The organism is uncultured Winogradskyella sp., from assembly GCF_937958655.1.
In the GTDB taxonomy this organism is placed as follows: Bacteria; Bacteroidota; Bacteroidia; order Flavobacteriales; family Flavobacteriaceae; genus Winogradskyella.
Map to the genome: position 1 here is coordinate 137,432 of NZ_CALGNH010000032.1, position 12,397 is coordinate 149,828.

General features: G+C 33.9%; 12 protein-coding genes. 6 read left to right on the plus strand and 6 right to left on the minus strand.

All coding sequences use genetic code 11. The features are described 5' to 3' along the window. Window positions 1-11 precede the first annotated feature (11 nt). The 6 genes from Q0800_RS07280 to Q0800_RS07305 form a co-directional block, all read right to left on the minus strand. Window positions 12-1,367, minus strand: coding sequence for an MATE family efflux transporter (locus Q0800_RS07280; protein ID WP_299128619.1), 1,356 nt, complete (start codon window positions 1,365-1,367; stop codon window positions 12-14). Further along, a complete protein-coding gene (hemH, locus tag Q0800_RS07285; RefSeq protein ID WP_299128621.1) occupies window positions 1,368-2,405 on the minus strand; it encodes a ferrochelatase in 1,038 nt (345 codons plus the stop codon). It lies immediately after the preceding gene. A gap of 337 nt (window positions 2,406-2,742) precedes the next feature. Then, a complete protein-coding gene (locus tag Q0800_RS07290) occupies window positions 2,743-3,177 on the minus strand; it encodes a hypothetical protein (protein WP_299128623.1) in 435 nt (144 codons plus the stop codon). 117 nt (window positions 3,178-3,294) lie between these two features. Further along, on the minus strand, window positions 3,295-3,453 hold the full coding sequence (locus Q0800_RS07295) for a hypothetical protein (RefSeq protein ID WP_299128624.1): 159 nt from the start codon (window positions 3,451-3,453) through the stop codon (window positions 3,295-3,297). Window positions 3,454-4,012: 559 nt separating this feature from the next. Continuing rightward, complete coding sequence (locus tag Q0800_RS07300; RefSeq protein WP_299128625.1) at window positions 4,013-4,192, minus strand: hypothetical protein; 180 nt, start codon at window positions 4,190-4,192, stop codon at window positions 4,013-4,015. A gap of 217 nt (window positions 4,193-4,409) precedes the next feature. Then, entirely contained in the window at window positions 4,410-5,309 is a 900-nt protein-coding gene (locus tag Q0800_RS07305) for an AraC family transcriptional regulator (protein ID WP_299128626.1), read from the minus strand. Window positions 5,310-5,676: 367 nt separating this feature from the next. On the opposite strand from Q0800_RS07305, the gene hemA reads away from it, so the two are divergent. From hemA to Q0800_RS07335, 6 genes are all read left to right on the plus strand, one after another. After that, window positions 5,677-6,930, plus strand: a complete 1,254-nt coding sequence (hemA, locus tag Q0800_RS07310; protein ID WP_299128627.1) for a glutamyl-tRNA reductase — start codon at window positions 5,677-5,679, stop codon at window positions 6,928-6,930. Then, entirely contained in the window at window positions 6,923-8,500 is a 1,578-nt protein-coding gene (hemC, locus tag Q0800_RS07315) for a hydroxymethylbilane synthase (protein ID WP_299128628.1), read from the plus strand. The genes hemA and hemC overlap by 8 nt, the downstream gene beginning before the upstream one ends. Window positions 8,501-8,598: 98 nt before the next feature. After that, on the plus strand, window positions 8,599-9,624 hold the full coding sequence (gene hemE, locus Q0800_RS07320) for a uroporphyrinogen decarboxylase (RefSeq protein ID WP_299128629.1): 1,026 nt from the start codon (window positions 8,599-8,601) through the stop codon (window positions 9,622-9,624). Window positions 9,625-9,653: 29 nt separating this feature from the next. Then, complete coding sequence (locus Q0800_RS07325; protein ID WP_299128630.1) at window positions 9,654-11,003, plus strand: potassium transporter TrkG; 1,350 nt, start codon at window positions 9,654-9,656, stop codon at window positions 11,001-11,003. 107 nt (window positions 11,004-11,110) lie between these two features. Continuing rightward, window positions 11,111-11,896: an EI24 domain-containing protein gene (locus Q0800_RS07330; RefSeq protein WP_299128631.1), complete on the plus strand. Its 786-nt coding sequence runs from the start codon at window positions 11,111-11,113 to the stop codon at window positions 11,894-11,896. Next, window positions 11,896-12,397: GNAT family protein (locus Q0800_RS07335; RefSeq protein ID WP_299128632.1), on the plus strand; the 502-nt coding region annotated here is incomplete at its 3' end. The genes Q0800_RS07330 and Q0800_RS07335, both read left to right, overlap by 1 nt.

Consider the following 12,397-nt stretch of genomic DNA (forward strand, 5'->3'; position numbering starts at 1 on the left):
CGGATTAAAAATTAGTTGGTCTCTTTCGGTACTAAATTTAACTTTACTTCTCTATGAAGAAAATATACGGTGACCAATGTTGCCAAAACATCAGAAATAGGAAATGACATCCATACACCAAGTTCACCATAAAATTTCGGTAAAATTAGGATCAAAGGCACAAAGAAAAACCCTTGCCTCGCTAAAGTGAGTAGTAACGCTGGTGTTGCTTTACCTATAGCCTGAAAATACGCTGCACCAATCAACTGAATCCCAATAATTGGTGTTGCCGCAAAGACCCAGCGCATTGCTGGTGGTGTTTCTCTTAAAACGGCAACATCTTGTGTAAACAACTTAGTAATTGCTTCTGGAAACAACATTAAAAACACAAAAATAATTGCAGCTAATAATATACCATATTTAATTGCGGTTGTAATGGTTTCTCTAACACGCTTATAGTTCTCGGCACCATAATTATAACCTGCAATTGGTAAGAACCCTTGTGTAATTCCGTAAACTGGAAATAGGGCGAACATGAGCATTCTGCCAACTATAGCGTATGCTGTTACTGATGTTTCGCCTCCTAAATCAAAAAGAATATTATTCATTAATAGATAAGTGACGCTTAGAATAGCTTGCCGAGATAATGTTACAAAGCCTAATGATCCTATTTCTTTTATAATGGGTAGATCTAATCCAAAATGTCTGAAATTTATTTTTATTTCTGAATGCTTTGATAAAAAAAACCATAAAATAAAAAGAAAGCAAAGCATATATGACGCTGTTGTAGCCCAAGCAGCTCCAGCCATTCCAAAATCAAAAACTTTGATAAATAAAATATCGAGCAGTAAATTACCAACAGATGGAAATAGCATAGCATACATGGCAAATTTAGGCTTCCCTTCTGCTCTTATAACTGTATTACCCATCATACAAAGTGCTAAAATAGGCACTCCATAAAGCACAATACGATAGTATATTTTAGCTGGCTCAAAAATATTTCCTTTACCACCAAAAGCAGGAATAAGGTTATTGATATACCAAAGTCCAAGACATACAAAACTAATGGTAATAATTACGGTAAGTGTTATTTGATTTCCGAAGGTCTTGAAGGCTTTTGTTTGGTCACCCGCTCCTAATGCTCGTGAAATTATTGAAGAACCGCCTACACCAATGGCCATTCCTAAAGCAGCAATAAAGAATGAAACAGGTAGAACCACGTTTATAGCTGCAATGGCTGTTGGTCCAATCCAATTTCCAACAAATATAGTATCTACTAGGATGTTTAAGGACATTACTAAAATACCAATAGAAGCAGGTACAGCTTGGCGTATTAGTAATTTACCAATAGGTTGTATCCCTAAATCTGTGGAAGATATTTTAGCCATTTACACGGCTAGCGTTTTATCTGCTGTAGCCCATTCTTCAATCATATTAGTAAGAACTTGGGCAAAGTCATCACGCTCATTTAAACATGGAATCACCGTAAATTCTTTACCACCTACTTCGTGGAAAATTTCTTCCCCTTCCATAGCTATTTCCTCTAAGGTTTCTAAACAATCACTAACAAAAGCTGGAGTAACGATAGCCATGTTCTTAATGCCCTCTTTACCCATACGCTCAATGGTACGATCGGTATAAGGTTTTAACCATGGATCGAAACCTAATCGGGATTGAAAGGTTGTAGAATAGGTGCCATTCTTAAGACCTAGTTTTTTAGCCACATTTACAGTGGTAATTTCGCATTGATGACGGTAGCAGAATTCGTGCTGCTTACTGCCCATTTTGAAGCAACATTTACCATTCATTTTACAATTACCATTGGTAATATCGCTTTTGAGAATGTGTCTTTCTGGCACTCCATGATAGCTAAATAGAATATGCTCATAATCTAAACCTTCTAACCGTTCACCAATACTATTAGACAGTACATTAATGTAATCCTCTCTATTATAGAACGCTGGTGTTCTTGTGATAGTAACTTGTGGAAAATATTCAGCAACGATCTCATCTACCTTCACATCAATAGTTTCTGTAGTTGCCATTGCAAATTGTGGATATAAAGGAATGGTTTTAATCTCTGTGCATCCTTTATCTACCAATTCTTGGATACCCTTTTTAAGCGTCATACTTCCGTAACGCATGGCTAAAGCCACAGGATAATCGACTTTAGATTGCACCTTTTCTTGCAACCGCTCAGAAAGTACAATTAATGGAGATCCTTCTTCCCACCAAATCTTTTTATAGGCTTTGGCAGATGCTTTTGGTCTGGTATTTAAAATAATTCCTTTTACAAGAATTGTCCTTGCCCAAAGTGGCAGATCAATAACCCTTTCGTCCATTAAAAACTCATCGAGATATTTTTTTACATCCTTTGGATTTGGACTGTCTGGTGATCCAAGATTTACTAGCAGTATTCCTTTCATGCTGAACCTGTTTTATGCTGAATTAAATTCAGTATTTCTTTAATTCGATCTTTATTATTTTTTTACCGTCTGGATAAAATCCTTGCAGGAAAAATTATTTAGCAAAAATACAACACAAATGGCAATGCGTACTAATTACAACTATTGGTTTTGTTTATAATACTATCGTTTATAATGGCTTTAAATAAAGTGTTTAAATAAACCTTTTAAAAAGAACAATTACTTCTTTTAATAAAACTGATATTTACAATACCTAATCAAAGTAGAAATAGCACAAAAAAAAAATCTCCTAAATATAAAATTTAGACGATTCATCTTTATAAATGTATTATTAAGCTTAGTACTTCACTAATTTAACGTTACGTGTATTTCCGTCCTCAGTGTTTATTAAAATTATATGAAAACCATTAGGTAGGGTATTCATAGACAAGGTATTTAATCCACTGCTTACTTTCTTTTCTGAATCAACAATACCAGAAATATTAACTAATTTTAAAATTCCATTAAACTTAGTTTCAATATTAACAATATCTTTTACCTGTGTTGGGTAAACTGAAATTGAATTTACACCTAAGTTAGAGTTAGTTAATGCTGGCTTGTTACTTGCAGTTGATTTAGCTTGATTAGCATTTGATGCACAAACACCAACAAAATCCCAAACCATACTCTTGTTAGGTACATTGCTATCAGATGCATACCATCTGTTTTCGTAAACCTGACCTTCGAAAACTACTCTTGTTCCTCTCATTGGGAAACATAACCAGATGCCCATTCTGGCAAATTAGAACAATCTTCTGCAGAACCGTCACAAACAGCTACTAAAGCCCAAGGTCTACCTTCGGTTGAATTATCACCTCTAGAGTACCAAGCATTACTGTAAATTCTACCTTCAAACCTTACTAAGGTATTTTACATTGTAAACTGTATTAAAGTCAAATTCTGGAGCATCACATATTTCTGGCTCTTCATTATTACACGTATCCTCTTCTACACCACATCCGCAATCTCCAGATTCTGCAACGTAACCTTCTGGTGCGTCGCAAGCCACATAGTGTCATTAACATCACCTAAATCATCACCATCTGTGTCTGCATACCAAACTTGTGTATTACATGTGTTGCTTCTAAAGGATAAGCTCCAATATCAAAACTATTTTGATTTCTATCTAATCCTGAATAATCATCCGTAATTACTGCTAATGGAGTACCATTACCTTATAAAACCGTAGCTGGATTAGTTATAAACGGTTTTGGATTACTGATATCTTAATTTTGGAATTCAATAGTACCTGTTGGACATGTACTACAATCTGCATAACCTGGTAAATCAAATATACCAGGGCCAAATTGGTAATAATTGGTATACGTAGAGCTTCTAATACGCTCAAATTGATGTAATCTTACCTCACCTAAGAATATGTTGTTTTTAATATCTAAATTCCTACTTCTTCCTAGTCTAAGATCTCCGTTACCGTTATCACCATTGTTTTGAAAAGCATTATTAACAACAGTGTTAATATAAACGTCTAAATTTAAACTTCATTATTAGTAAAGGTAATGTAATCTGCTTACTGAAACGCTACACCAGAGGATCTACAATCGTATATTTTACATCCTGTAATTTCTATATGATGAGCGAAAAGGGGAATTTGCTGATAGTCCATTATTACTATCACTCCCTGTTGAAGGATTTGTAAAATAATCTGTAGCATTAGAGATACACATCACAAAGACAAGTGAAAATACAAGACATAAATTTTTAAAAATTTGAGAGTTTACGTTTTTCATTCTAACATAATTTAGTTAGGCGTAATTAATTATTTTTTACGCGGTCTAAACTACAATTTAAGCAAATAAAGTTCCCTGATATTCTATAACCAAAGGTAAACGGTTATTGATAAAATTACGTTGGCTATTTGACCGATAAACCGCACAGTAAAAATTGAACCTTTCTGTTGTTTTAACTCGTCATTCTAATTTCAGGATCCAGCGTGCTTGTTAGACTTTATAAAGCTGCTTGAATATACTTCTTAGGCGTAGTCCCAAACTTCTTCTTAAAAGCTGCAATAAAATGACTAGCCGTACTGTAGCCTACTTTTAGTCCTACTTCATTAACGTTATATTCTCCAGATTCTAAAAGTTTACGTGCCACTTCCATTTTATAGTCAAATAAAAAGCCATAAACGGTATCTCCATAAATCTGCTTAAATCCTTCCTTTAATTTTTTAAGACTTAAATCTACCTCTTTAGATAAATCTTTTAAACTAGGTGGCTCAGCCATATTTGCAATAATAATATCTTTTGCTTTTTTAAGTTTAGCAACATTAACCTCATCCACTAAAAACGGACATTGTTCTATATCTGCATCCTCGTTTCTATTAAAATAAAAACTCAAAAGCTCGTATACTTTTCCTTTAAAGTAAAGGGGTTTAATAGAATTGTTAAGATTGAAACTAAGTAATTGATTAAGCACAATGGCCATGGACGGATTAATAGTTCCGTCTGTGTAGTATTTTTTGTTTTTATTGTCTTCTGATAAAAAGGTTACATAATTAGCATCTTGAGAAAATAAACCGTGGAACTTCTTTATTGACATTACAAAAGATACCAGCCAAGAATTAGGTCGTAGTTCTAGGTGAATAGGTAAGTCGCGTTGTGGATTGTATAATAATAACGACGTATCCTCTATAATATTAAGCGTGTAATTACCTTGATTAAACACAAAAGCAGCCGAACCTTTAGAACAAAAATGAAACTGTATAAAGGTACTATCGATATCGCGTTCTAGAATCTGAACCGTATTTTCTTCATTTTTATAGGTTAACACAAAAAAACCATCCTCAATAAACGTTTCGTCAAAAGTTCCTCTAGCGACACTTTTTGGATTCAAATTTTCTCGATTCATTTTATTATTATTTAGATTCATTCTAAACAAAAAGTAAAAAACCTCTCGTTATTACTGTAAAAGTATGATAATTATCATGTTTTATTAAAAAATAAACTCAAAAAACCCGAAACGATACTTTAGGATCTTATAGCGTTATTTTTTTTTAATTAACAGATTTACTTTTGCTATGCTTTTAAAATTCTGTTTCAGAATCAAACAAGCACTTCTGTTATTTTAAGCATTGGTTGAAACAAAATTTTGTTTTGTTGAAAGCTCTTTGCAAAGTAAGTCGAGTAATCATTATAGCAATAATTTAAAATACATCTCGACGACACTCAATTTAACGGATAAGGATAAAACAGCCTTAAGTTGTTAAATATAATAAATGCAACACCAAAAAAGCACATATTTCTATGCTATTGGACTTAGCTATAAAAAAGCTGATGCCGAAGTGCGAGGTCATTTTAGTTTAAGCCACACTGCTAAACAAAATCTATTAGCGCAAGCTAAAGTCAATGGTATAAAAAGTCTTGTGGTTATTTCTACATGCAACCGTACAGAACTCTATGGTTTTGCTGAGCATCCTTATCAACTGATTCACTTATTGTGTGAAAATACCAAAGGAACCGTAGAAGAATTTCAGGAGGTAGCTTATGTACACAAAGGCAAAGATGCAATTCAGCATATGTTTAGAGTAGGTTCTGGTTTAGATAGTCAAATCCTTGGTGATTTTGAAATTATTAGTCAACTAAAGTTTGCTGCGCGTGCGTCTAAAAAAGAAGGTTTATTAAATTCTTTTACGGAGCGTTTGGTTAATGCTGTAATCCGAGCTAGCAAACGTATAAAGAACGAAACTGAATTATCATCTGGTGCTACCTCAGTTTCGTTTGCATCTGTTCAGTATATAATGAATAACGTTCAAAATATCTCTGAGAAAAACATTTTACTTTTTGGAACAGGCAAAATAGGACGTAATACGTGTGAAAATTTAGTAAAGCATACCCATAATTCTCACATTACTTTAATAAACAGAACCAAAACCAAGGCAGAACAAGTTGCTGGTAAGTTTAATCTTATTGTTAAGGATTTTAATAATTTACAACAAGAGATTAACACCTCTGACATTGTAATTGTTGCAACAGGAGCACAACAACCGACGGTTTACAAAACCTTAGTAACTACAGAAAAGCCTTTATTAGTTTTAGACTTATCTATACCTAAAAATGTTAATGAGAACCTTAAGGAACTAAGTAATGTGACTTTAGTACATATGGATGATTTGGCTAAAATAACAGATGACACTTTAGAGAAGCGTAAAGCGTTTATACCTGCAGCAGAAGCTATAATTAAAGATACTACAGCTGAGTTTAATACTTGGTTAGACACCCTTAAATTTGTACCTACTATACAAGCGATAAAGCACAAGCTTACCGATTTTAAAAATTCTGAATTAAATACACAACGTAAAAAAATAGCTGACTTTAACGAAGACCAAGCCCAATTGATTAGCAACAATATTATTCAGAAAATTACCAATCAGTTTGCGCATCACTTAAGAGAAGACAGTAATTCTTCCGATGAGAGTATAGAACTCATCAAAAAAATATTTCAGTTAGAAACGACTACACATAATGGCTAAAGTAATTCGCATTGGCACAAGAGACAGCCAATTGGCACTGTGGCAAGCAAAAACAGTTCAATCTCAACTTGAGCAATTAGGTCATAAAACCGTTTTAGTACCTATAAAATCTACAGGAGATATTGTCTTAGACAAACCACTTTACGAGCTTGGTATTACAGGTATTTTTACAAAAACATTAGATATAGCAATGCTCAATGAAGCTATTGATATTGCCGTACATTCTCTAAAGGACGTACCAACCGTTTTACCAAAAGGTATTGTGCAAGCCGCTGTTTTAAAACGCGGTAATGTTAACGATACCTTGGTTTTTAAGAAAAATGAAGAGTTTCTTTCTGCTAGAGATGCCGTTATCGCAACTGGTAGTTTAAGGAGACGAGCACAATGGCTTAATCGTTACCCAACGCATACTGTGGTAGGCCTACGAGGCAATGTAAACTCTAGACTTCAAAAATTAGAAGATAACGAAGATTGGAATGCTGCAATCTTTGCTGGTGCAGGTATAGGACGTTTAAATCTTACAACAGAAAATTCAATAAATCTTCATTGGATGATTCCTGCACCTGCACAAGGTGCCATAATGATTACAGCCTTAGAACAAAATGAAGACCTAAGAGCAATTTGCGCTGAGATTAACCATACCGACACCGAAATTAGCACCTCTATAGAACGCGAATTCTTAAATCGTCTCGAAGGTGGTTGCACAGCACCTATTGGTGCCTTAGCCTATATTAAAAACGAAGAAGTGAATTTTAAAGGCATTCTTCTAAGTAAAGATGGTACCAAAAAGATTGAAGTGTCTAAAGTAGTACCATTAGGTAAGCACGATGGTCTTGCAGAATTTTGTGCTGACTATATTATTGGTAAAGGTGGTAAAACGTTGATGGATCAATTACTGCGAAGTGATAAAACCACTAATATATATTCAACAAAAAAACTCACAGATGACCAACTGTTATTGTTTCATAATAACGTAGTAGCAGATAGTAATGACACTATTAAAATTAGCTTAAATCGTATTTCTAAAACTATTGTTAGAAACGAAATTCAGAACGTAATCATTACCAGTAAAAATGCTGTTGAAGCTTTACTAACTAACTTTTCTGCACCAGAATTACAATTTAAAAATATTTATTGTGTAGGCAGGCGTACCAAACGCTTGGTAGAAAAACGCATTGGCAAAGTGACTCATACGGAAGCTAATGCTAAAAAACTGGCTGAGTATTTAATTGAATATATCGAAGGAACCGAAGTCACCTATTTCTGTAGCGATTTAAGACTAGATGATTTACCAAATACATTAACTGAAAACAATATTGTAGTTAATGAAGTTGAAGCCTACCAAACTAAGTTTGATGCAGATAAAGTTGAAGAAGGGCTAGATGGTGTTATGTTCTATAGCCCGTCAACCGTAGAAAGTTTCTTAAAACAAAATAAAGCCAAAGGTATTGCCTTCTGTATTGGCGAAACCACTGCAAAAGCTGCTAAAAATTTTTTTGAAGATGTTAGAGTAGCTAAAGTACCGACGGTTGAGAGTGTTATTGAGTTGGTGAACGAATATTATGTATAAGCCCATCCTAACCTTCCCAGAGGGAAGGAAAAGGACGCAAAATATTATTTAAATAGTAACAAGTTCCCTTTCCTGTGGAAAGGGCTAGGGAAAGGCCTATGATTAAAAACGATTTATTCTTAAGAGCATTAAAAGGTGAAACCGTAAAGCGTCCTCCCGTTTGGATGATGAGACAAGCTGGTCGTTATCTTCCAGAATTTATGGAGATAAAAGCGAAGTATGATTTTTTTACACGCTGCCAAACACCAGAGTTAGCTAGTGAAATAACAGTGCAACCAATTCGTCGTTATGGTATAGATGCTGCCATATTATTTTCGGATATTTTAGTAATTCCACAAGCTATGAATATTGAGGTACAAATGAAGTCTAACTTTGGCCCATATTTACCTAATCCTATACGCTCGCAAAAAGATGTAGACAATGTTATTGTACCAGATGTAAAGCATACATTGAACTATGTTTACGAAGCTATTAAAGCAACAAAGGAAAAGCTTAATAATGAGATTCCACTCATAGGCTTTGCAGGTTCGCCTTGGACGATTCTGTGTTACTGTGTGCAAGGGCAAGGATCAAAAAACTTTGACAAGGCTAAAGAGTTTTGTTTTACAAATCCGGTAGCTGCACATCAATTATTACAAAAAATTACAGATACAACCGTTGCTTACCTCAAAGAGAAGGTAAAAGCAGGTTGTAATGCTGTACAAGTGTTTGATTCTTGGGGAGGCATGCTCTCACCCGTAGATTATCAAGAATTTTCATGGCAATATATTCAGCAAATTATTGATGCACTAAAGACCGATACTCATGTTATAGCCTTTGGTAAAGGTTGCTGGTTTGCTTTGGGCGAAATGGCAAAATCTGGTGCTTCTGCACTTGGTATAGATTGGACCTGCTCTGCACGTAATGCACGTTATTTAACTGGCGGAAATATTACGCTACAAGGTAACTTTGACCCAACACGCCTATTTTCACAACCTGCAGAAATTAAAAAAATGGTACATCAAATGATTAACGACTTCGGGAAAGACAAATACATTGTAAATTTAGGTCATGGTATATTGCCTAATATTGGTTTAGACAATGCTAAAGCTTTTATTGATGCAGTTAAAGAGTATGAAGCTTAAGCCTTATGTTTGCTGTAAATGTTTAAATTATGTCAAATTCGTTTCAAAAATTAGCCGAAAAATATAAGCTTTTAAAGAAAGGTTGGACACCTCAACAGAATCTATTTTATGGATTTCTTACCTATATAGTAATAGGTGCTTTTTTATTGTGTTTACCTATTACTCAAAAGGATTCAGCTTCAATTTTAGACCATTTTTTTATAGCAACATCTGCGGTGTCTACAACAGGATTGGTTACTGTATCTATATTTGACACGTACAATGGTTTAGGGCAATTTATTATTATGATATTGATTCAGCTAGGAGGTATTGGTTATTTAACCTTTACAACCTTTATGTTATTGTCTACAACAAGAAAAATGACGTTATGGCATCGTAAAATACTGTCTACAGAATTTACTTTACCAAGGACTATTAAAATCACAGATTTCCTTAAATCCGTAATTCTGTTCACGTTTGTCATGGAATTTATTGGTGCTATTTTATTTTTCATAGCATTTAAGAACGAAGGTATGGCAACAGGCGAGGCGCTTTGGTCTTCTATTTTTCATAGCATTAGCACATTCTGTACGGCGGGTTTTAGTTTATTTAACGATAGTTTTATGAGCTATGCAGATAATGGTTTTATTAACTTTATTATTTCAATGTTAGCTATTTGTGGCTCATTAGGTTTTATTGTGATTACAGATTTTGGTTTAATGATAAAGGATAGAACACACAAGCTTAGCTTTACAACCAAAATAGTACTCTATGGTTTTATCACTTTACTAACTGTTGGTACTGCGTTCTTTTATTTTTTAGAACCCACCATAGAGAACACAGACTCTCGGTTTTTGGCTGCTTTTTTTCAATGTATGACAGCCATGACAACAGTTGGATTTAATACTGTTGATTTTGGGATGTTTACCCAAGCTATGATGCTGGTTTGCGTGTTCTTAATGTATATTGGTGCGTCTCCATCTGGTACAGCTGGTGGTATTAAAATTACAACACTAACTGCAGTTTTAGCGATAATGAAAAGTCGTCTACGTGGAAGTAAAAGAATTACATTTTTAGGACGGCAAATCCCTTATGAGCGGCTTTATATTGCAACCTCAGCCTTTATTTTTTATACTATTATTATTGCTTTAGGCACATTTTTAATAACCCTTACAAATGCACTTAACTTTGAAGACATATTGTTTGAGGTAGCGTCAGCGCTAGGAACCGTAGGAATTAGTACGGGAATAACAGCAGATTTAAATACATTTGGAAAACTGGTCATAATCATTTTGATGTTTATAGGGCGATTAGGAGTCTTAACTTTTGGTCTTGCATTATGGTCAAAAACTATGGAAAATGAAGAGGAACATTTATTAAAGGAGGATATCGCTGTTTAACTTAAAAAACGTAACAATACTATCCTAAAAGCGTCTAATTAACAGAATTGAAGTTGAATTAACAATCCCGAAGCTTACGGACTTACTTAGTAGATAATGATATTATTATGATTAAAAATATAATTAGAGGATTACAAGTATATACAGGAGCCTATGGGTTAATTTCAAAATTAAAATTATGGAAATACTTTGTTGTGCCTATTATTATAAGCCTTATCGTATTTACACTAATCTTTGTATCTGCATACAGCCTATCGGATAATCTTGGAGAATGGATAGCCAATATTTGGGTGTGGGATTTAGGTAAAGAAACCTTTACCGCTATTTCTACCTTTATTGCTGGTATTATTTTATTTGCTCTTGGTTTAATTTCTTACAAGCATATTATTATGGCTTTATCCTCGCCATTTATGAGTCCGGTTTCGGAAAAAATCGAAGCTTATTTTACAGGTAAACCAGCTCAAAATTACATTAATACCAATTTTTCTAAACAACTTGCTAGAGGTATTAGAATTGGTATGCGCAACTTATTTAAAGAATTAACGCTGACTATACCCATTCTACTTCTAAAATTTATTCCTGTAGTAAATATTTTTTCCACAGTATTATTATTTTTAGTACAAGCCTATTATGCTGGTTTTGCTAATATGGACTATACTCTAGAACGCCATTTTAAATATAGAGATAGCGTCGCGTTTATAAGAAAAAACAGAGGTTTAGCCATTGGTAATGGTATAGGTTTTTTATTGTTGTTGTTAATTCCGGTTGTAGGAGTTGTCTTAGTGTTACCATTAAGCGTAACCTCAGCATCTGTTATTGCTGTAGATTTATTGTTTGATGATGGTGATGATGAGATTGGTTTTGAACCTTTTGAGAAAATAGAACTAAGTTAATGATAGCATTTGATGGTTTTGAAATTAATCCCGTCCACAATGGTGATGCTTGGAAAATATGCAATCTATGCATAGCCAATGCAGACCGTTTTAAACGCTATTTTCCAAAAACCTTAGAGCAAAATCTAAATCCTACACTTTCTGAATTATTTGTAAATAAAAAAATAAAACAATTTCAAAATAAAGAAGAATTATTGTTCACCTTAAAACAGACTGAAACTCGAAAATTAGCTGGTCTTATTTACATAAAAGAACTCGATTGGGCTAAAAAACAAGGTGAGTTTGCGTATTGTATCGATTACAATTTTAAAGGGCAAGGGCTAATGACTAAAGCTATTAAAGAACTATCAAAATATGCGCATGATGTTTTAGGGCTTAAAACACTTCAGATTATTGTACATAAAGATAATTTGGGAAGTGTAAGAGTTGCTACTGACAATAATTTTAAATGGCAACGAACCAATATAAATGGGTTTACTCCACCTGATGAACAACCTTTAG